This is a genomic window from Granulicella sp. dw_53, from assembly GCF_018449545.1.
Lineage (GTDB): Bacteria > Acidobacteriota > Terriglobia > Terriglobales > Acidobacteriaceae > Edaphobacter.
This window is the reverse complement of sequence record NZ_JAAVUR010000020.1, coordinates 64891-85941: the sequence shown is the minus strand read 5'-3', so window position 1 is coordinate 85941 and position 21051 is coordinate 64891. Positions and strand designations below refer to the sequence as shown.

The 21051-nt window shown below is 58.5% G+C and carries 22 protein-coding genes; 15 read left to right on the top strand and 7 right to left on the bottom strand.

Annotated elements, in window-relative coordinates; translation table 11 throughout:
• Both HB393_RS22550 and HB393_RS22545 read right to left on the bottom strand, forming a co-directional pair.
• Positions 1-278, bottom strand: a 278-nt coding sequence (locus HB393_RS22550) for a hypothetical protein (RefSeq protein WP_213807467.1), incomplete at its 3' end; no start/stop codon positions are given.
• Positions 279-356: 78 nt separating this feature from the next.
• Positions 357-998 (bottom strand): TetR/AcrR family transcriptional regulator, encoded by a 642-nt coding sequence (locus tag HB393_RS22545; RefSeq protein WP_213807466.1) that lies wholly within the window; start codon positions 996-998, stop codon positions 357-359.
• A gap of 100 nt (positions 999-1098) precedes the next feature.
• Between HB393_RS22545 and HB393_RS22540 the strand changes: the two genes are divergently transcribed.
• The 3 genes from HB393_RS22540 to HB393_RS22530 all read left to right on the top strand — a co-directional run bounded on the left by HB393_RS22540 (position 1099) and on the right by HB393_RS22530 (position 3336).
• Positions 1099-1593, top strand: a complete 495-nt coding sequence (locus HB393_RS22540; RefSeq protein WP_213807465.1) for an SDR family oxidoreductase — start codon at positions 1099-1101, stop codon at positions 1591-1593.
• A 557-nt stretch (positions 1594-2150) separates the two neighbouring features.
• Complete coding sequence (locus HB393_RS22535; protein ID WP_213807464.1) at positions 2151-2756, top strand: hypothetical protein; 606 nt, start codon at positions 2151-2153, stop codon at positions 2754-2756.
• Between the two features lie 124 nt (positions 2757-2880).
• Complete coding sequence (locus tag HB393_RS22530) at positions 2881-3336, top strand: VOC family protein (RefSeq protein ID WP_213807463.1); 456 nt, start codon at positions 2881-2883, stop codon at positions 3334-3336.
• A 101-nt stretch (positions 3337-3437) separates the two neighbouring features.
• Here the strand turns inward: HB393_RS22530 and HB393_RS22525 are convergent, their stop codons facing one another.
• Entirely contained in the window at positions 3438-4895 is a 1458-nt protein-coding gene (locus tag HB393_RS22525) for a glycosyltransferase family 39 protein (RefSeq protein ID WP_213807462.1), read from the bottom strand.
• A 211-nt stretch (positions 4896-5106) separates the two neighbouring features.
• Between HB393_RS22525 and HB393_RS22520 the strand changes: the two genes are divergently transcribed.
• From HB393_RS22520 to HB393_RS22505, 4 genes are all read left to right on the top strand, one after another.
• Positions 5107-5481: a metalloregulator ArsR/SmtB family transcription factor gene (locus HB393_RS22520; RefSeq protein ID WP_213807461.1), complete on the top strand. Its 375-nt coding sequence runs from the start codon at positions 5107-5109 to the stop codon at positions 5479-5481.
• Positions 5481-5933, top strand: a complete 453-nt coding sequence (locus HB393_RS22515) for an SRPBCC domain-containing protein (protein ID WP_213807460.1) — start codon at positions 5481-5483, stop codon at positions 5931-5933. The genes HB393_RS22520 and HB393_RS22515 overlap by 1 nt, the downstream gene beginning before the upstream one ends.
• A 132-nt stretch (positions 5934-6065) precedes the next feature.
• Positions 6066-6830, top strand: a complete 765-nt coding sequence (locus HB393_RS22510; RefSeq protein WP_213807459.1) for a DUF899 domain-containing protein — start codon at positions 6066-6068, stop codon at positions 6828-6830.
• Positions 6830-7747, top strand: coding sequence for an alpha/beta hydrolase (locus HB393_RS22505; protein WP_255551515.1), 918 nt, complete (start codon positions 6830-6832; stop codon positions 7745-7747). The genes HB393_RS22510 and HB393_RS22505 overlap by 1 nt, the downstream gene beginning before the upstream one ends.
• A gap of 50 nt (positions 7748-7797) precedes the next feature.
• On the opposite strand, the gene HB393_RS22500 is transcribed toward HB393_RS22505, so the two are convergent.
• On the bottom strand, positions 7798-8388 hold the full coding sequence (locus HB393_RS22500) for a TetR/AcrR family transcriptional regulator (protein WP_213807458.1): 591 nt from the start codon (positions 8386-8388) through the stop codon (positions 7798-7800).
• A gap of 151 nt (positions 8389-8539) precedes the next feature.
• Between HB393_RS22500 and HB393_RS22495 the strand changes: the two genes are divergently transcribed.
• The 3 genes from HB393_RS22495 (at position 8540) to gltX (ending at position 12675) form a co-directional block, all read left to right on the top strand.
• Positions 8540-9547, top strand: a complete 1008-nt coding sequence (locus tag HB393_RS22495) for an NAD-dependent epimerase/dehydratase family protein (RefSeq protein WP_213807457.1) — start codon at positions 8540-8542, stop codon at positions 9545-9547.
• Positions 9544-10536, top strand: coding sequence for an alpha/beta hydrolase (locus HB393_RS22490; protein WP_213807456.1), 993 nt, complete (start codon positions 9544-9546; stop codon positions 10534-10536). Before HB393_RS22495 ends, HB393_RS22490 begins: the two co-directional genes overlap by 4 nt.
• Before the next feature lie 405 nt (positions 10537-10941).
• Complete coding sequence (gene gltX, locus HB393_RS22485) at positions 10942-12675, top strand: glutamate--tRNA ligase (RefSeq protein ID WP_255551514.1); 1734 nt, start codon at positions 10942-10944, stop codon at positions 12673-12675.
• Between the two features lie 18 nt (positions 12676-12693).
• Here gltX and HB393_RS22475 read toward each other — a convergent pair whose 3' ends face one another.
• The gene (locus HB393_RS22475) at positions 12694-13149 is read right to left on the bottom strand and encodes a MarR family transcriptional regulator (RefSeq protein WP_213807455.1); all 456 of its coding nucleotides are present in this window, start codon (positions 13147-13149) and stop codon (positions 12694-12696) included.
• Positions 13150-13187: 38 nt separating this feature from the next.
• Between HB393_RS22475 and HB393_RS22470 the strand changes: the two genes are divergently transcribed.
• On the top strand, positions 13188-14789 hold the full coding sequence (locus HB393_RS22470; protein WP_213807454.1) for a DHA2 family efflux MFS transporter permease subunit: 1602 nt from the start codon (positions 13188-13190) through the stop codon (positions 14787-14789).
• Positions 14790-14944: 155 nt separating this feature from the next.
• Complete coding sequence (locus tag HB393_RS22465) at positions 14945-16189, top strand: VWA domain-containing protein (RefSeq protein ID WP_213807453.1); 1245 nt, start codon at positions 14945-14947, stop codon at positions 16187-16189.
• 14 nt (positions 16190-16203) lie between these two features.
• Here the strand turns inward: HB393_RS22465 and HB393_RS22460 are convergent, their stop codons facing one another.
• Positions 16204-16653, bottom strand: coding sequence for a MarR family transcriptional regulator (locus HB393_RS22460; RefSeq protein ID WP_255551513.1), 450 nt, complete (start codon positions 16651-16653; stop codon positions 16204-16206).
• A 144-nt stretch (positions 16654-16797) separates the two neighbouring features.
• Between HB393_RS22460 and HB393_RS22455 the strand changes: the two genes are divergently transcribed.
• On the top strand, positions 16798-18621 hold the full coding sequence (locus tag HB393_RS22455) for a TonB-dependent receptor (protein ID WP_213807451.1): 1824 nt from the start codon (positions 16798-16800) through the stop codon (positions 18619-18621).
• A 52-nt stretch (positions 18622-18673) separates the two neighbouring features.
• Here HB393_RS22455 and HB393_RS22450 read toward each other — a convergent pair whose 3' ends face one another.
• Positions 18674-19423 carry an SDR family oxidoreductase gene (locus HB393_RS22450; protein WP_213807450.1) on the bottom strand — a complete coding sequence of 250 codons (750 nt, stop codon included), beginning with the start codon at positions 19421-19423 and terminating at the stop codon, positions 18674-18676.
• Between the two features lie 113 nt (positions 19424-19536).
• Between HB393_RS22450 and HB393_RS22445 the strand changes: the two genes are divergently transcribed.
• Both HB393_RS22445 and HB393_RS22440 read left to right on the top strand, forming a co-directional pair.
• Positions 19537-20142 carry a TetR/AcrR family transcriptional regulator gene (locus HB393_RS22445; protein WP_213807449.1) on the top strand — a complete coding sequence of 202 codons (606 nt, stop codon included), beginning with the start codon at positions 19537-19539 and terminating at the stop codon, positions 20140-20142.
• A 63-nt stretch (positions 20143-20205) separates the two neighbouring features.
• Entirely contained in the window at positions 20206-20997 is a 792-nt protein-coding gene (locus HB393_RS22440) for a DUF2470 domain-containing protein (RefSeq protein ID WP_213807448.1), read from the top strand.
• Positions 20998-21051 lie beyond the last annotated feature (54 nt).

The following is a 21051-nucleotide window of genomic DNA, read 5'->3' as shown; positions in this document are numbered from 1 at the left end:
ACACCCAACCCACAGCAAGACAACCACCCTCTTGCTCTTCCATAAAGATCAGCAGCAGGGATGGTGGGAAAGCGGGAAACGCAAAGCGTTTTCCGAGGCAGTCCCATCGCCGTCTTTTCCACCAGCCGCTTGACAAAAACAGACAGTCGCTGAGCGAAGGGACTCACAGTCTCATCGTGAGTACCGTAGTCGAAAGACCTGCGGTTGCTGTTGTTCTTGTCTTTGCCGTTGTTGTTGCCGTTGCTAGTTCTTTCTCGCCCTAACAATAAAATTGTCATCCTGAGCGAAGGGACTCACAGTCTCACCGTGAGTCCGCAGTCGAAGGACCTGCGGTTTGCTTATAGCGGCAATCCCTTTCAACCTATAAAGGACGATGCACCCCGACCCACAGCAGGCCACCCCCGCATCACCATCTCCACAACTCCCATCAGCTCCTTTCGAGACACACCCGAAGCCGCCTGCACCGTAATCCCCAAGCCCACCGAGGCCACATAACGTGCCAGAACCCCGACATCGGCCTTAGCCGGCAACTCCCCGCCACTCTGCGCCTGTCTCAATCTCGACCGCAGCTTCCCCTCTCCGACGAGCCTCCTCTGCGAGACCATGTCTTTCACCTCGTCCGCCTCAGGCCCGCACGCCAGCGCAGCCTGCGTCTGCAGACACCCCCTAGGTCCTTTGCGCCGCGTAGAGACCTCCACCGCCCCCTCAAGCAAAGTACGCACCGTCTCCTTGGCCGTAGGCAGCTTCAGAGCCTGAGCCGCAAACGCCCGCGGACCGTCGTCATAGCGAAGTAGCGCCGCCTCAAACAGCCCCCGCTTATCGCCGAACGCCGCATACAGGCTGGGCTTGCTGATCCCCATCACCTCCGTCAGCTCCGCAACCGAAGCTCCCTCATACCCTCTCTTCCAGAAGACCAACATCGCCTTCTCCGTCGCCTTGTCGAGGTCGAACTCCCTTGGTCTGCCGTTCACCTTCGCTGTCTTCGTCGCTGCATTCATAGTTCTGTACCTTTCGTTCTATTTTTGGTATCGGAAAACGTCTTATCTATAACGGTCGGTACATAGGTACATGGGAGAAAATTAAAATCGGCAAGCTCGGTTGAAAAGTCGCGCTGATCACAGGCGTCAGTTTGAAACCATCGACGAAGACCACTTCGACAGTATCTTCGACGTCAACGGAAAGGGCCTGCCCTTCACCATCCGAAAAGCTCTGCCTCTCCTGCGCAACGGCGCGTCCATCATCCTCAACGCCTCCATCGTAGGCACCAAGGAACTCTTCTCGAACACCGTCTACGCCGCAACCAAAGCGGCGATCCGTTCCTTCGCCCGCACCTGGCCGACCGATCTCAAGGCCCGTCGCATCAGGGTCAACACAATAAGCCCCGGCTCCACCGGTACAGAGGGTCTCCATGAGTTGATCGGCTCCTCCGAAGCTGCACAGATGCGATTGAAGAGCGTCGACTCCGTCGTGCCAATGGGCCGCATGGGCCAGGCAGATGAGATCGCAAAGGCCGTCACCTTCCTCGCATCGGACGACAGTAGTTACATCACCGGCATCGAGTTATTTGTCGACGGCGGATTCGCGCAGGTGTAAAGGGACATCCTCTGAAGTCGCACTCCCTCGCTCGCCCACCTGCACTCTCCATAGGTCGGCAAAGGTGCCGCGATCCGGAAACCACTGCATTCCCGGAATCGCGGCGGCAAGAAAATCCACGTCATACATAGTTCAGTCCCTGTCGCTACAAATGCGACGGCTGATTAACAGCCCAAAGAGACTCTTTATTCCGAATCGTCGCGAAAAAATCTTCTTTTCGCATCACAAAATTCACGACTCTCTCTTTCGAGAATTGTTAAAACAATGCGTGTTGAACCGCATAAGAAAATAAAGAAAACTTCGCCCGAGCTCTTCTGCGCTTTACGTTATAGCCGACACTTACTCCTCTTTCCCAAAAGCTTCTGGTCAGCCAGGTCTGACGTTACATCGGTAAGTGCGTTGTCTATTTAGTTAGCATCAGCCGAGAGTCTCTCATGGCGGGATCGACCTACTCCATCACAAAAATATTGCAATTTGTCCGCGTATTTTTATACAGTGGGCCTCCATCATTGTCTCGAACACAACTGGCGACGAGAGGAACCAACGGGAGGATCCTAATGAGCAACGGCACGAAATGGGCTTTCGGTATCCTTGGAGCGATCGCCTCTTGCGCGATCGTGCTGTTTGTCTGGTTCCATGCCACCCAGCCTGCCCCCGTGACCGAAGATCTGCCTCCAGGAGCGAAGTCCATCGTGCTGGACGCAGAATGGTACCAGGTGCTGTGGATGCGTTGGACAGTGACCGACTGGTTCTTTGGCCTTCTGGCCGCTGGCACTGCGGTAACCGCTGCAGTGAAGAACGCCTTCTCTTCTCATAACTCAACGACTGGCGGCACCACTGGAAACGCCTCGACTCAATTCGACAGAGTAGTGATGCTCTTCGCGGCGCTCAGCGTCGTCGCTACGACGCTTGACGCAAAGATGCACCCAGCCCAACTGGCCGAACGATACAGGCAAGGCGATCTGCTTCTGCAGGACGCCATTATGGACTATCGGCTCAGCCCGAAATCCGAGACGGACCTCGACACCCTTCGAGCAACTTGGCACCAGGCCCAGAAGATCCTCGAGGGAGCGCCAGCTGTATCCGTACAACCGAACCCCAATACGAAGACCCCCGACCAACAGCCTCCCGAGCCCGCCAAAACAGAAACTCCGCCCGCCTAACACCTCCGAAACGCTCTATGGAAACGCCTGGCCCGTCAGACATTTGGCCGCCAGCATGAGGCGCACTACGGCCGATCTATCCTCAACTTGTCTTCCGCGGTCTCCTGTTGCTACTATGCCTGCCATGAATAAACTTGCGCCATTCCTCTGGTTTAATGACAACGCCGAAGAAGCCGCTGAGTTTTACCTGAGCGTCTTTCCGCATGCACGCAAGCTCGATGAGCTGCGTTCCAAAGGCGTCGGTCCCTGGCCCGTGGGCAAGATCGCCACGATCACAATCGACCTCGAAGGCCAGGAGATGGTCTTCCTCAACGGCGGCCCTGCGTATCAGCTCAACCCCGCCTTCTCCTTCTTCGTCCGCTGCGACTCCCAGGCAGAGATCGACAGCTACTGGGACAAATTAATCGAAGGCGGCAAACCCATGGCCTGCGGCTGGCTTACAGACCGCTTCGGCCTATGCTGGCAGATCGTGCCCCGCAACATCGGCGCTCTGATAAGCCATCCCAAAGCGATGGAAGCCATGATGGGAATGATCAAGATGGACCTGCCCACGCTGGAAGCCGCCGCGCAAGAAAACTGAGAGCCTTAGCTAGAGCAGTCAGATCTGTGTCGGCTTGAGACGCTCCAGACCGTCGGATTGTAATTCCGCATCACAATACCGGTTCAAGAAATAGGCTTGGACTACCAAGCTTTAATCTGCGGCCACAGAACGCCGAGAGGCGGATGCATATCCCTACCATAAAAAATGGTGAAGCGTTCGTCGGCGCGTGAATAGAGAGACTGGACGCGGGCAACGGGCTCAACCGATCGAAAGAATTCACGATCCCCACGGCCATCACTCCCCAGCACAATCACACTCTGTCCGTCGTATTGACGCCGCCCCCATAGCCAATAGGTCTGAGCCTTACTGATCGACAGCGGCAAACCATAGCGAGGACCGAAGAAGTCGATCGCTGCGGCCTCTCCATAGTTGTTCGCAAAAATGGCCGTCTTGACTTGCTCTTGAGGGGAGAGCTGGTGGAATACCTGAGCTGTCGTCTGTGCCATCGCCTCCCAACCGAACTCGTCGGCGAAGTACTGAGGCAGTGGCCTCTCCGGCTCGTTCTCAAAGACCACAGGAGTGAAGCCGCGCCATAGCCGGTGATACGCAAGGAACTGTGGAATCGGAAGGATCGGCATCACCAGCGGAGCGACGATGCATCCCGAGATAAGGATGGCCACGGGATACGCAACCCGCAGCCAGTTGCGTTGCATAAACCATCGTTCCACCGCAATAGCTCCCCCAGCGAATAAAACCGGATAGATCGGAGAGACGTAATAATTCTTCGCTTGCATAACAAGCAAAATCAGAATGACAACCAGCACCGCAATACCGATGCAGCGGAGCGCCTTGCCTCGCCTTGTGAAGAACCATGCAAGACCAGCCACCCAGAGCGGAGCCAGTACCGGGTTCATAATACGAGCTTGGTCCAGTAGAAAAGAGACAGGGCCGCGAAGAATACGTGAATCGCTCTCTCTGGAATGACGTTCAAATTCAAGGAACGGAAATCCGTGGCGCGCAAGCCAAACCAGGTTAGGAAGAAAGAGCAGCATGGCAATCGCAAGCGCCCCGAGAAAATAAGAGCTCTTAAGCCATCGGCGTTCCTTCGTAAATAAGAAACCCAAGGTCAGGCTCGCAACCAGAAACACGATGGAGTATTTGTTTTCGAGGCTGAGCCCCACCAGCACACCCACCACAATCCAATAACGAGGATCGCGGCGCAGAGTGATCCGTGACGCTGCCCATAAGATCCCTGTCCAACACAGTGGTTCAAAGGCATTCATCGTGAGCCAGTGCTGCAGGATCAGGTAGACAGGAACTGGAACGATAGCCAGCGCCGCCAGAAACTGCGCATAACCACCACCACCCCACTCCCGCGCCATCATAGCGGTCATCCATACGAGGAGGCCGCTCGCCAGAGCGGGCAGTAGCCGTAGCGCAAGAAGCGACAAACCCAATGTGTGGAGGACAACCCAGGTGATCCACGCAATCAACGGAGGATGATCGACGTATCCAGCACCAAGATGTCTAGCACAGGCAATGTAATAAAGCTCATCCCGAAAGATCCCGTACCGACTAGCCGTGAGCAAATGTACCATGACCACAAAGCACGCTACGGAGAGAACAACACCCGAACTGGACGCGCGCGATTGCGAACTCTCGTTACCTGACTCCACGAATGCTCCTGAAGACCTGAATACGCTGTCCCATAAGCGTTTGTTCCTCTCCTGTAGGCCCGCCACTACGCTGCTTCCATTTATTCATTCTGAGGCCTTGACATATTCCTAAATAGGAATATATTAAACCTCCATGACGCGAAAGACCCAACCAGCAGACGTCTTCAGCGCCATCGCCGAACCCCGGCGGCGCGAGGTCATCGCCATGTTGTCTGACGGCGAAGAGCACGCCGTCAACGACATCGTCCTCCGCCTGAAGCTGGCTCAGCCCGCCGTATCCAAGCATCTCGGTGCGCTGCGCAAGGTCGGTGTTGTGACAGTCGTGAAGCGCGGGCAACATCGCATGTACCGGCTTCACCCTGCCGGCCTGAAACCGGTGCACGACTGGGTCAAGACCTTCGAGCGCTACTGGACGCACCAGGTCGACCAGATCAAGCAGCGCGCCGAACGCAAGGCGCTGGAACGAATGATTCGCATGGACGACGGTTCAAACCCAAAGGAGGAGTAATGGCATCCACGATAAAGGACGACGTACTGCAGGCCTTCGAGATCCTCAAGGAAGAAGAGATAGCAGCCCCCATCGAAATCGTCTTCGAGACGATTCTCGAACAGATGGGACCCATGAACTCCACACCCGAAAAGCCAATGCCCATGGTGCTGGAAGCCTGGCCGGGCGGCCGGTGGTATCGCGACCTGGGCGACAACACAGGCCACTTCTGGGGCACCGTACAGTCCATCAGGGCGCCGTCACTGCTTGAGATCTCGGGCCCCCTCTTCATGTCGAACCCAGCAATCTCGAACCTGCAATATCGCCTAACCGAGAAAGACGGCATCACCCATATGCGCTTCACACACCGCGCAATGGGCTGGATAGGCGAGCAGGAGCGCGGCGTAGAGGCCGGTTGGAACCAGTTGATCGGACGTATCCGCACGGCAGCCGCGGACCGGGCGGGGAGGTAATCATGTGCCCCTTCTGCATAGGTACAGCGATGTGGCTTGCGGGGAGTGCCGTATCCGCGGGTGGCATTTCCACGCTTGCCATCGCGAAGTTCTGGAATAAGAACGCGCGCCAGCGCGAACAAGGAGGAAGCCATGAACAACAATCAGCAGAACAATGAACCGATCGCAGCGATGAAGAAGCCTCCCGTCGTGTCGGCGGAGGATTGGCAGAAGGCGTGGCAGGAGATGCTCGTCAAAGAGAAGGAACACACCCGCTCTCGCGATGCACTGGCGGCGTCACGGCGGCGTATGCCATGGCTCGCGGTCGAAGAAGAGTACGTCTTCGAAGGTCCGCAGGGCAAGGTCTCTCTACTCAATCTCTTCGAAGGCCGGCGGCAGCTCGTGCTCTATCGCGCCTTCTACGATCCCGACGTCTACGGCTGGCCCGACCATGCCTGCGTCGGCTGCTCGCTCGGCGCGGACCAGGTATCGCACCTCGCGCATCTGCACGCGCGCGATACCACGCTGGCCTACGCCTCACGCGGATCGCAGGAGAACATCGCCCGCCTGAAACAGCACATGGGCTGGCAGAAAATCCCCTGGTATACCATCACCGACACCTTCGATAAGGACTTCGGTGTCGACCAGTGGCACGGGCACAACGTCTTCTTTCGTGACGAGAACGACAAAATCTTCCGTACGTATTTCATCAACAACCGTGGCGACGAAGCGATGGGCAGCGTCTGGAGCTATCTCGACGTCACTCCGCTGGGACGCCAGGAGGATTGGGAGAACTCGCCCGAGGGCTATCCCAAGACGCCACGATACAAGTGGTGGCGCTGGCACGACGTCTACGGCAAAGAGGACGCCAAATGGGCCACAGTAGTCGATAACGCCGTAGTGACGCTAAAGCTGTAATGAGACCTGCCTCCCACCTCTGGCGGCACTCGCCAGAGGTGGGGCCCAGCTCCGATAAGCCTCTACCAAACGCATTTAACATGACCTATATGGAAGCCCACGACGACGAACTTAGAAGATTCGAAGCCAGCGGCGCCACGCCACTTCCAGCTACGGACGATCTTGGCTACATCGAAAACAACGGAGCCCGCATCTGGTACGGCTCCTACGGCAGCGGCGCACCTGTCATCCTGTTGCATGGTGGCCTGGGGCATAGCCGCAATTGGGGATACCAGGTCCCGGCTTTGATCGCGCACGGCTATCGCGCTATTGTGATCGATAGCCGTGGCCACGGTCGCAGCACTCGCGACCAACAGCCCTACTCCTATGAATTAATGGCCTCCGACGTCCTCGCCGTGATGAACGCATTGCATCTCGACCGCCCCGCCCTGGTGGGTTGGAGCGACGGCGCGTGTACCGCCTTGATCTTCGCAGCGGAGCACCCCGCTCGCGTCGCCGGCGTCTTCTTCTTTGCGTGCAATATGGACCCGTCCGGCACAAAACCGTTTGAATCCACTCCAACAGTGGACCGTTGCTTCGCACGCCACACTGAGGATTACAGACAGCTCTCCGCCACACCGGAACAATTCAAACACTTCGTGGAAGATGTCGGCGTGATGCAGCGAACGCAACCGAACTATTCAACGTCGGATCTCGCAAGAATCCGTGTACCAGTCAGAATCGTACAAGGCGAGAACGACGAATTTATCAAACCCGAGCACGCGCAATACCTGGCCCAAACCATTCCAGGTGCTTCCTTAATCCTTCTCAAAGACGGAAGCCACTTCGCTCCATTGCAGCGTCCCGAGCAGTTCAATACCACAATGCTTGAATTCGTAGACGAAATGCTACCAGCTACAGCAAGTAAAAACGGCTAACCCTCGAAGAGCGCAACAGCCAAATTTGTAACTAAAAATGGAACCTATCACTACTTAGCCCTAGATTTAGCCATAGCTAATCCCTGCTTACGCGTCGCCGACTTTGGCTCATCCCCGTTCCCGTTCAGAAGCTCCTCGAACAGCGGCGTGAGGATGCGAACAAGTACGGCGTCGCTGGAATTGTTCAAAGCAGTCAAACCCACCATCTGCCTCATCACCTGAAAGCCAGCAACCAACGAGAGTGCGATCGCGGCACGCTGCGGAGCACCACTCCTCTTCACAAGCGCGGCCATCGTCTTTTGATGGTGCTTTTCGATCTGCTCCCGTCCAATCTCTGCCGCACGCGTGCTGGATGCGGAGCGCAGGAGAATCAGAAATCCCTCCAGCGGCGTCGCATTCTTCTCCGTAATGCTGACCAGCGCCGTGGCGAATGCCTCTGCGGGTTTCGCGAGTTCTATATTTTGTGGAGCGAGGATGATTGGCGACGCCATCGTCGCCGCCAGAGCTTCGGCAAAGAGTCCCTCTTTCGATCCAAAGTATCGATTCACGAGCATCGCCGTAACACCAGCACCCTCGGCGATCTCTCGAACCCCCGCCCCGTCGTATCCCGACTGGGCAAAGGCCTTTCGTGCGGAGAGCAAAATCGCTTCCCGAGTTTCAGCCGAGCTACGACGTCGTGGAATGGAGGACTTGCGCATAGATTGAGTCTATCGATGTCTACGACTGTAGACAAATGAACCTTCCTGATGTAATGTCTACAACTGTAGACAGTGTTGGACACGAGGTTAAGCGATGACGAAAGTATTAGTGACGGGCGGAACAGGATTCATCGCCGGATGGACGATCGTGTCACTGCTGAACGAAGGGTATGAAGTTCGTACCACCATCCGCGATGCCAGGCGCGAGAGCGGTCTACGTGCCGCCGTCGCCTCGCAGACGGGCGCGACGGACAGGCTCTCCTTTGCCGTAGCCGATCTCACGAGCGACGATGGCTGGGATAGAGCGGGAGCAGCCTGCAAGCATGTCCTTCATATCGCTTCGCCACTTGGCCGCGATGCCCCACGCGATCGTGACGCTCTTGTAGAGCCAGCCCGAGGCGGCGCTCTGCGAGTCCTCAAAGCCGCGGTCGCCGCTGGCGTCGAGCGAGTGGTAATGACCTCTGCGGCGGCAACTGCTCGCAAGCGAGGCTCCAGCGCGGTGAGCAACGAGACCATCTGGGCCGATCCTGAAGACCCTCTGCTCGATCCATACCGCCGCTCCAAGATCCTCGCAGAGCGCGCTGCCTGGGACTTCATGGAAAAAACTCACGGAAGAACAACTCTCACCACCATTCTTCCGGGGGCAGTCTTCGGACCGCCGCTGGCCAAGGGCACGCAGGGATCGGTATGGATCCTTGGAAACCTGCTCGATGGCAAGCCTCCACGCTTACTCAATCTCGGTCTGTCGGTGGTCGATGTGCGTGACCTCGCGGCCGCCCACGTAGCGGCTCTTACTGCGCCAGAGGCGCCGGGTCAGAGGTTTCTTTGCACAGGCCATCTCCTGTGGATGCCCGAAATCGCGCGCATCCTGCACGACGGGCTTGGTCCAGCAGGTTCGAAGGTGCCGACCAAAGTCATTCCCGACTATCTGGTCTATCCCCTATCGCTCTTCATGCCGAAATTGAGGATGTTTCGTCATGACGTTGGGCAGCGCCGCGACGTCGATAACAGCAAAGCTCGGCAAGTCCTCGGCTTTCAGCCGCGCCCTGCAGCGGACACTCTGCTCGATTGCGCCCACAGGCTGCTGGAGATGAGGTCATGATGAATTCCAGATGGAAGCGGGTTCCGAAAGCAATGCTCGGAGGGCTCGTTGTCGTGCTCGCCGCCGTGGCTCTGGAGTATCCGCTCGCAAATCTGCAGCGCATGCCGCTCGACGACGCGGCCCGCCAAGCCTTGATCCGCTCCGGAGATGCCGATCACTTCGTTCATCTAGGGCTCGGCACCATGCATGTGCGCGAGGCCGGCCCACAAAATGGCCCAGTCGTCCTCCTAGTACACGGCGGCGTCATTGGTGGTTACGCCTGGCGGCAATGGCAGCAACCGCTCACAAGGGCCGGCTTCAGAGTGATCACACCTGATCTTCTGGGCTATGGGTACTCCGACCGTCCGAAGGTCCCATACACGCGGGAGTTCTACACGCGCCAGCTCACCCAACTGCTCGACGCACTCAAGATCGTTCAACCGGTTCATATCGTCGGTGCATCGTCAGGCGGCGCTATCGTGACCGCATTCGCGGTGGATGCACCGGGGCGAGTTCGATCCGTCACGCTCATCGCCCCGGCAGGTGGAGGCCGCCATTCAGTCGTCAGCGATACCTTGCTGTTACCGGTCGTCGGGGACTGGATCTTCCGCGTCATCGGCCCGCGGCAGGTGACGGGCATGATGGAAAAAGCCTACCCGCCCTCCGCCGAACGGAATGCTCTGGTCGCCTGGATGCGTACGCAGGGGTCCTACCGCGGATTCGGCGAGGGCCTACTGAATACCCTGCGAAACTACGATGTGCTTTGGCAGCCCGAGGCCTATCAGGCACTCGGCCGATCCGGCCTGCCAGTGCTGATCCTATGGGGAACCGCCGACACGGTGAATCCCTTCGTGCAGTCGCGCCAAATTGTCGCTTGGGTTCCGCAGGCACAACTTATGGCGCTCCCAGAGAAACCGCACGCCATCACCTTTGGGGACGCGCCGCTATTACTCAGCCACATCCAGCCTTTCTGGAAAGAACACGGCTCCGTACAAACTGATCACCGATAGTTTAGAGGCCAGTCATCCCCACAAACAGCACTCCAGTGTATGTGCCACATATCCGACAGTTCCATTGCAAATTCTCTCAAAACCTCTCAATTCCCCAACAAAATCGCGTGTCAAGCCCCAAAACGACCTAACTCCATCAAAACAAAAGAAATAAAAGTGGCACTGTAGTTTTGGTCCATCTCGTAAAATAGAACTAGAGAGAAAAGAAGCCCCGCGCAAGCAGGGGCTTCGCCATTTAAAAACAAGAAAGGATCGCTAACTCGAGCTGGCTCAAGGTTTTGGACGCAAACCGCCTGGAATCAGCGGCTTACGAAGGGTCACTCCTCGTATCCGTGTGATTCGAAACCGCTTAGGCCCGGGCTACCGGGGGGGTACCCCCTCCCTGATACCATCGAAAACGACCTCATGAAGACCGAAGACACAGCAGCAGCTACTCCCATCCGCGTCCGCATCGCCCCCTCGCCCACCGGCGACCCACACGTAGGAACGGCCTACATCGGCCTCATTAACTTCCTCTACGCCCGACAGCGCGGGGGCAAGTTTGTCCTCCGCATCGAGGACACCGACCGCGCCCGCTTCGTCGCCACCTCCGAGCAGATGATCTTCGACGCCCTCCACTGGCTAGGCCTCACCTGGGACGAAGGCCCCGACGTTGGCGGCCCTTACGGCCCCTACCGCCAGTCCGAGCGCACCGAGATCTACCGCGAGCACGTCGAAATCCTCCTCAGCAACGGCACCGCCTACCGCTCCTTCGAGACCGCAGAAGAGCTAGAAGCCCTACGCCAGCGCCAGATAGCATCCAAACTGCCACCTCGCTACGACGGCGCTCACCGCGACCTAACGCAAGCCCAGATCGACGCTTACCTTAGCGAAGGACGCCCTTACGTCGTACGCATGAAGGTTCCCGCAGGCAGCACCACCTTCCGCGACGAGCTCCGCGGCGACATCACCTTCGAGCACTCCAACGTCGACGATCAGGTCCTCATGAAGTCCGACGGCTTCCCCACCTACCACCTCGCCAACGTCGTCGACGACCACCTCATGCGCATCACCGACGTCATCCGCGCCGAGGAGTGGATCTCCTCCACCCCCAAGCACGTCCTCCTCTATCAGGCCTTCGGCTGGCAGTTCCCCCGCTTCTGGCACATGCCTCTCCTGCGCAACCTGGACAAGTCCAAGATCTCCAAGCGCAAGAACCCCGTCTCCCTCGTCTACTACCGCCAGGCCGGATTCCTCCCCGAAGCCGTCATCAACTTCCTCGGTCTCATGGGCGGAGGAATGCCTTCGCCAACGCCAGTCGAGGTCGTCAACGGAGCCAAGGAGACCGAGATCTTCTCCCTTGACGAGATGATCCAGCGCTTCGAGGTCCCCAACATCCGCCTCGGCGGACCAGTCTTCGACCTCACCAAGCTCCGCTGGCTCAACAGCGAGTATCTCCGCGCCCTCACGCCGGACGCCTTCTTCACCGCCCTCCGCGACACCATCCTCTCCGATCAGTACCTCCGCGAAGTCTCCACCCTCATCCAGACCCGCATCGAAACCCTCGGTCAGTTCGGCGACCTCACCGCCTTCCTCTTCCAGGACAACGTCCTTCCACCCCCCGAAGTCTGGGTCCCCAAGAAGCGCACCCCCGAAGAAACCCTCCTCTTCGCCGCCGACCAGCTGGCTCTGCTCGAAACCACCAAGTGGACGACACAATGTATTGATGCCGCTCTACGGCAACTAAGTATGTCCATTGAGGAGGCATTTATTGCATCAATTCAAAACGAATCTACTCAGAAAAGTTATAGAAGTGCCATTCAATTCTTCATACAAAACGTCATGGAAATCCATGGATCTAATTTGAGCATCAACGATGAGCACATAAAACAAATGCAGACAGCTTTGCGCAATTGGGGCCATAGCGAGTCGACAGTAGCCAGTTACTCCTCTGCAATAGAGGGATTACGGAAATATAAGGCTGAAAAGCCGAGTTGGTCTATCAAAGAGAACTTCATGCTCCTCCGCGCCATCCTCAGCGGCAGCACCATGTCCCCGCCGCTGCTCGAAAGCATGGTCGTCTTCGGCAAGGCTCGCACTCTGGACCGCCTTCGCCGCTTCCTGGAGACCCAAAAGAAACTGGCTACCGGAAAGAGGTAGCCACACCGCGATGCCGTACTACTCCGCGGCAATATTTTCGAAACAGCGATCCAGCACGCGCTTCAGACTCGCGATCTCCTCGGCAGAGATCCCGTCCCACAACCGCGTCTCAAGTCTCTTGACCGCCTCCTCCGCTAACGTCAGCAGCTCCTCGCCGGCGTCCGTAAGCGAAGCCGCTAGAATCCGATCGTTCCCCTTGTCCTTATGGCGAACGATCCAACCCTCCTCTTCGATCTTCTCGATCAAAGCCTGCACCGTCTGAGGAGTTACGTAACAAACCCGCGCCAACTGCGCCCCGGAGCTCCCGGGAGAATTCTTAATCGCATGAAGAATCTGCAACTGCGAGGTCGTCACTCCGCGAGGACGCAGCTCTTCATCCACCTGCGTCCTGAAGTGATTCAGGATTCGCTTCATCACCTGCATCGCTCCACGCTTGTCGCTGACCGGAATTATTCGATTCTTCTTGTTTGCCATATATCAGTCTCCTGATAATATTATCAGGAGACTGATATATGGGATCTCCCGCACAAGTCCTTTCCCAATGGAAACCAGCACATAACCCTTGGGCCGTCGCCATGACGGTAACTTTGGCCACGTTCATGGAGGTGCTCGACACCTCCATCGCCAACGTCGCTCTCCCGCATATCGCCGGCTCTCTCGGCGCCAGCCAGGAAGAAGCGACCTGGGTCCTGACCAGCTACCTCGTCGCCAGCGCTATCATCCTGCCCATCTCGGGCTGGCTCTCGAACCGCATGGGTCGCAAACGCTTCTACATGACCTGCGTGGCGCTCTTCACCATCTGCTCCATGCTCTGCGGCATCGCTCCAACGCTTCCCTTCCTCATCATCGCCCGGATCCTGCAAGGTCTCGGCGGAGGAGGTCTCGCGCCCAGTGAACAAGCCATCCTCGCCGATACCTTCCCGGTCGAGCGCCGCGGACAGGCCTTCGCGGTCTACGGAATGGCAGTCGTCTTCGCCCCCGCAATCGGCCCCACGCTCGGCGGCTGGATCACCGACAACTTCAACTGGCACTGGATCTTCTTCATCAACCTGCCTGTCGGTCTCCTCTCCCTCTACCTCAGCAACCGCATGGTGGAAGATCCACCCCATCTTGTAGCCCGCAAAGAAGCTGCCAAACACCTTAAGATCGACTTCACCGGCTTAGGCCTAGTGGCCATCGGCGTCGGATTCGTCGAGTACGTCCTCGACAAGGGCCAAGAGAAGGATTGGTTCTCCGATCCTGGCATCCGTACCTGCGCCATCGTCGGCGTCGTCCTCCTCGTCTGGTTCGTCTTCTGGGAGTGGTATCACCCCGATCCCATCGTCGACATCAAGCTGCTAAAGAATCGCAACTTCGGAACGGCTGTCTTCCTTCAGCTCATTCTCGGCATGGTGCTCTTCGGAAGTACAGTCCTCATCCCGCAGTATCTGCAGACCCTGCTTGGCTACACCGCTGAGCGCGCCGGCGAGGTCCTCTCCCCTGCGGGCTTCGTCCTCATGGCCATGATGCTCATTGCGGGCAGAACCGTCGGCAAGATCGATCCTCGCACCATGGCTGCAGCCGGATACTTCTTCACCGCCCTCGGCGTCTACAACCTCACCCGCCTCGATCTCAACACCTCGTTCGCAGCCGTCACTGAGTGGCGCATTCTGCAGATGATGGCGTTGCCCTTCATCTTCATCCCCATCAGCACGCTCAACTACGTCGGAGTTCCTGCGGATAAGAGCAACCAGATCTCCAGCCTCTCCAACTTCGCCCGCAATATCGGCGGCAGCGCCGGCACTGCTCTTCTTACCACCTACATCGCCCGCAGCACCCAGGTCCACCAGCAGTCTCTCGGAGCCAATGTAGTCACCAATAGCGTCCCCTACCGTCTCTACATGAGCCGCATGCAGGATCTCTTAATCTCCGGCGGTATGACTGCCTCGCAGGCATCCCAGGCCGCCATCGGCCAGGCGTATCGCCAGATGCAGCTCCAGGCCTCGATGCTGAGCTACAAGAACGCCTTCGTAATCCTGGCGGCGCTGCTCTTATTCCTCGTCCCGCTGCCGTTTGTCATGCGCCTGCCAAAAAAACGGGCGAAACCCTCACCCGAAGCCGCAGGGGGCCACTGAGCCCTTTCGATGTGATCTTCGCGTCCTGGTTCAGCCGCAAAGGCACCTCCAGCCCCGACATCGGACTTCACCCCATGAAACCCAACCCCTTCCTTTCCAGTCCCGCGAATCCTCCCTCTTGTACGCACGTCTAATATGGAATCAGGGGCCATTTCATGAAGCGAATCCGCTATACCAAGTTCACCGGCGACCTCGCCTCTTCCTTCGGCCTCGAAGATCTCATGCAGGCCCTCTCCGACTTTCTGCTGGACTCCGGCTTTCAGGATCCCTACTCGAACTTCCAGGAGTTCGATAGCGACCAGACCATGGAGAACCTCCGCGAAGCCATCCGTCAGGCCCTCGAGTCCGGGGATATCTTCGACGACGAAGCGCAGGAAAAGTTCGACTCTCTCGACGCCCAGCAGGTGGAAGAGCTCATCGACCAGATCATCCAGAAGATGCAGGAGCAGAACTTCATCAACGCCGAGCAGCCCGAGCCGGGTCAGGGCGAGGCCGGCGGCGATGGAGAGTCACCCCGTTTCGAAGTCACCGACAAGGGCATGGACTTCCTCGGCTACAAAGCACTCCGTGAACTCCTGGGCCCTCTCGGAAAATCCAACCTCGGACGCCACGATACCCGCCACGAGGCCTCCGGCGTCGAGACCAATGGCTCCTCCAAGCTTTACGAGTTCGGCGACACCCTGAACCTCGACATCACCGCCACCCTCTCCAGTGTCTTCGCCCGCGAAGGCCTTGCCACCGCCGTCGAGGGTGAAGAGCGTACGCCGCTGAACATCCACTACTCCGACATCCACGTCCACCAGTCCGACTACCAGTCCTCCTGCGCCACCGTGGTCCTGCTGGACTGCTCCCACTCCATGATCCTCTACGGCGAGGACCGCTTCACCCCGGCCAAACGCGTCGCCATGGCTCTCGCCCACCTTATCCGCACCCAGTTCCCCGGGGATACCATCGATCTCGTCCTCTTCCACGACACCGCCGAGCACATCCCGCTCTCGCAGCTATCCCGGGTCAAGGTCGGGCCTCACTACACCAATACCCGCGAAGGCTTGCGCGTGGCCCAGCGCGTCCTGGCAAAACAAAACAAGGACATGAAGCAGATCGTCATGATCACCGACGGCAAGCCCTCTGCCCTCACCCTTCCGGACGGCCGCATCTACAAGAACGCCTTTGGCCTCGACCCCCTGGTCATTGCCGAGACACTCGAAGAGGTCTCCCGCTGCAAGCGCTCCAACATCATGATCAACACCTTCATGCTCGCGCAGGACTTCGCCCTCGTGCAGTTCGTCCAACAGGTCAGCGCTATGTGCCGCGGTAAAGCGTACTTCACCTCCCCTGAGAACCTAGGCAACTACCTCCTGATGGACTTCATGTCGCGCAGAATGAAGACCGTCCACTAGATAGTTGTCGAACTCTAAGAGGCTTGTCGCCCTGCGTTCGCAACTCCCGCACACAACGCCTCCACCTCACCTAGCTGTTTGAGCATCAACTCCAGAGTCTCGCCTCCTATCGCCTCCTCAAGCTGACGCTGCATACGGTCCAGAATCCCGACCACTCGTACTGCGCGCCGTCTGCCAACTGGCTTCAATACCAACTGGATCCCGCGTGCGTCCTCCGGATCGATTCGCCGCTCTACCAAGCCCTTCGCTTCGAGCGACGAGATACAGTGGCTTACATTTCCCCGCGTCGTCTGAAACGCCTCTGCCAATTCGGACGGCTTGATCTCGCCGCGTTTCTCGAAGAAGATCGCAGCCAGTACCATCGCCTCAAACACTGACAACTCTTCACCTTCCAGCACCACCGCCAGCGAAGCATCCATCCTCCGCGCCATTCGGTTTGCTTGAAAGATTGGGCTTTGCTTCAAAAATGACTCAATCCGCATAGAGAGTTAGTTTACTAGCTCAACTGTTTACTCCATCACTAAACTACCTCCCCTTTGGCAATCTGATGGGCGAAAATACCCGAAGTCGACCCCACACCACCCTTTTCGGAGCACCACTTGCCATCTATGCGCCTAGCTCTCTGCCTCGGTTTATTCATCACCGTCCCGGCCTTCTCCCAACAAAACCAGCCAGCGCCAGAGCCTCCTCCGGAAGCCATCCCTCCACTCCAAACCTCTATCGTCGTTCTTGGCACTCCGGAACCCGTTCCCGCAGGTGAATCTGCCCGCTCCGGCGTCAGCCTCGACACCCAACGCCACCGCCTCGCCTCCCCAGACATCGAGGATTATCTCCGCACCGACTCCTCGGTCGACATCCAGCAGCGCGGAGCCGCCGGCGTCCAGTCCGACATCTCGATCCGCGGCACCTCCTTCGAGCAGACTCTCGTGCTGCTCAACGGCCTGCGCATCAACGACGCCGAGACCTCGCACTTCAACCTTGACGTTCCCGTTCCCCTCGAAGCTCTCTCCACCATCGACGTCCTCCACGGCTCCGGCTCCACCCTCTACGGCTCCGACGCGATCGGCGGCGTGGTCGACTTCATTACCTTCAAACCCGAAGCCACCACTCTCCGTCTCCGCACCGGGGTTGGGAGCTTCGGCGAAAATCAGCAGTCCGTCCTCGCCTCCTTCGCCAGTCCGCGCCTCAGCGAGGTGCTCTCCGGCACACGCGAGCATTCCAACGGCTTCATCCCCGACCGCGACTTCCTCACCGAGTCGGCAAGCTCCGAGACCCGCATCACCACTCCCCTGGGCGATACCGACCTCCTCTTCGCTGGAAGCAACCGCCCTTTCGGAGCCGACCAGTTCTACGGTCCCTACAACTCCTTCGAGCACACCAAGGGCTGGTTTGCCTCCATCAACCAGCCGCTCGGCCCTAACACCAACGTCCTCGTGGGCTATCGCCGTCACTCCGACCTCTACATCCTCCTCCGCGATAACCCCGCCTACTACAAGAACCAACACATCGACGAGAGCTGGCAGGCCGCAATTCGCCGCCACCAGCTTGTCTTCAAGAACACCAGCCTCTCCTATGGCCTGGAAGAGAACACCGACGCTATCCAAAGCAACAACCTCGGCCATCACGGACGCAATCGCGGAGCGGGCTACCTCAACCTCGACCTCCGTGCCTCCCAGCGCGGCACCATCTCCGTCGGTCTGCGCGAAGAGGTCTTCAGCGGCGGACGCTCCGTCTTCTCGCCGCAATTCTCGGGGAGTCTGTGGCTACGTCACTCGCTCAAGCTGCGCGCCTCTGTCGGTTACGGCTTCCGTCTTCCCACCTACGTCGACCTCTACTACAGCGACCCCACTCATATCGCTAACCCCAACCTCAAACCCGAGTCCGCCTGGAACTACGACGGCGGCGCCGACTGGTACCTCAACGACCGCACCGTCGCTGCCCTCACCGTCTTCTACTCCCGCCAGACCAACGCCATCGACTACATCCGCACCGGCCCAACCGCGCCCTATCAGGCCTCGAACCTCACCGGCCTCCACTTCACCGGCGTTGAGAGCTCCCTCGACTGGCATCCCACCCCACGCCAGCAACTCAGGGCCAACTGGACTCTCCTCTTCGGAGCGCAGCAGGCTCTCCACGGTCTGCAGTCCGACTACATTTACAACTATCCCACCAACAACGCCAGTCTCCAGTGGACTCAGAACTGGACACAAGGTCTCTTACTGCGCACCCGCCTCGGTGTCACGCAGCGCTATCAGCAGACCGCATACCCCGTCTGGGACGTCGCTCTCGCGCGCGAAGCCGGACGCATCCATCCCTTCCTGCGCATGGCCAATCTCACCAACACCGGCTATCAGGAGATCGCCAACATTCCTATGCCAGGCCGCAGCTTCACCGGCGGATTCGAACTCACACTCACCAAAGCGTCCCGCTAATAAATCGATAGTGTGCTCGCGGTCGCACAGTGCGTCCGCGAGCCTCGGCAGGTTAGACCGCCGCCACACCACCATCTACAAACAGCTCCGTTCCCGCAATAAAGCTGCTATCACTCGAAGCCAGAAAGACCGCCGCCTTCGCAATCTCGTCCGCACTTCCCAACCGACCCAATGGAATCATTCCTACCATGTAGGCCTTGAGCTGTTTATCATGCTCCGCATCCCGCGACAGCGCAGTCAGGCCAGGGGTATCGGTCGGTCCAGCACTGATAGCATTCACACGAATCTTCCGCTCTTTCAGGTCCGTCGTCCAGGTTCGAGCAAAGGATCGCACCGCTGCCTTGGTCGCGCTGTACACGCTCCACGACGGAATCCCCTTGCTCCCCACGACCGAAGAACTCAGAATGATCGAGCCGCCATCCGTAAACAGCGGCAAAGCCTTTTGCACGGTGAATATCAATCCCTTTACATTGGTTCCGAACGTGCTGTCGTAGTCCTCCTCCGTAATCGTTTCCAGCGCAACGAACCCCCCGCTCGCGGCAGCCGCAAACAGCACATCGACTCGTCCTGCCTTCTCCTTTACGACCGCATAGAGCTTGTCCAGGTCTTCTAGCTTGGCTACATCGCCCTGCACGCCTGTTGCTCCATGCCCCACCAGTTTCACCGCGGCATCCAGTTCTGCCTGCCGTCTGCCTGTAAGAAAGACCGTTGCACCCTCCTCAGCGAAACGCTTTGCCGTGGCGAGTCCAATTCCTGCTGTCCCTCCAGTGACGACTGCCACCGAGCCATTGAGCTTTCCCATAACCTCTTCTCCTATGATGCATTTTTGTACTGCACAGTAAAGATGTATCCCCTGCGACTCGCGATGCAGAATTATTTACCATACAGTACAAAATTGTTTAGAATAGTTCCAGCATGACCGCAGAGACCGCAAATCCCGTAGGCCGCCCCCGCTCCTTCGATAAGGACCAGGCCCTCGATGCGGCAATGCATGTCTTCTGGACCTACGGTTATGAAGGCGCTTCCCTGACCGCGCTCACCGAGGCGATGGGTATTAACCGTCCCAGCCTCTATGCAACCTTTGGCGATAAGAAATCGCTCTTCTCCAAGGTCCTGGATCGCTACACCGAGGGTCCGATCTCCTACGTTGTGAACGCCATCGACCAACCTACCGCCCGCGCCTTCGCCGAAGATCTCCTTATAGGCGCTGCCGATTCCGCCACCGGCGCCGACACCCCGCACAGTTGCCTCTTCCTCCAGTCGGTGAGCACTCCCGACCCGGAGGCGGATAGCATCCAGCAGGAGGTCGTCCGCCGTCGCAACATAGGAAACAAGCTCATCATTCAACGCCTTATCCGCGCCAAGCGAGAGGGTGACCTCCCGAGCGACTGCAACCCCGCCGACCTCGGGCGCTTCCTCATCTCGGTCATGCGGGGCCTTGCTGTCCTTGCAGCGGATGGAGCCTCCCGCGCCGAACTACACCGCACCGTCCAGACCGCGCTTAGCATCTGGCCCAAGTAGCCCTCTGTTCGAGCATCCCCCTATACTGAATCCAGCAGTTTACGAACGAACAGAAGAGAGCCCATGTCCAGCGCCGCCACACCTCCCCGTCAGCACGCCTACACCGGCCCCGAGCTTCCGCACATCCCCGAGCCCACCCACGCCGAGCGCTCCCGCACCCTGCTCTACCTCAACTCCATCGCTACGCTATCCACGCTCTCGCGTAAGCAGTCCGGCTTCCCCTTCGGCTCCCTTATGCCCTATGCGCTAGACGCCGCCGGCCGCCCTATCTTCCTTATCAGCAACATGGCAATGCATACTCAAAATCTCAAGGCCGATCCTCGCGCCAGCCTCTTCGTCACCCAGCCCTCCTCCGATGGAGATCCTCTCGGTGCGGCCCGCGTCACGTTGGTCGGCAACGTCCTCCAGGTGCCCGACGAAGAAAAATCCGCTGTCCGCGAGCTCTACCTCGCCCGCCATGAGAACAGCAGGTACTGGGTCGACTTCACCGACTTCTCCTTCTTCCGCATGGAGGTCCTCGACCTCTACTACGTCGGCGGCTTCGGAGTCATGGGCTGGGTTCCGTCTCCTGACTACCAACAGTCCCAGCCAGATCCGCTGGCAGAGTCTGCGGCTGGCATCCTCCAGCACATGAACGCCGACCATACCGACGCCATGATCCTGCTCGCCCGCACTCACTCCGGCATTGAAGCCACCGAGGCCGCCATGACCGCCGTCGACCGCCTGGGCTTCCACCTCCGCCTCAAGACCGCCGACGGATTCAAGGGAACACGCATCGCCTTTACCCGCGAGGTGGCAAACGCCACGGAGACCCGTACCGTCCTCGTAGAGATGGTCAAGGCAGCCCGCAGCTAAAAACAGCCTCCGAACCCGTTGCCACCCTTCGCAGTCCATCTGCGTCATACATCC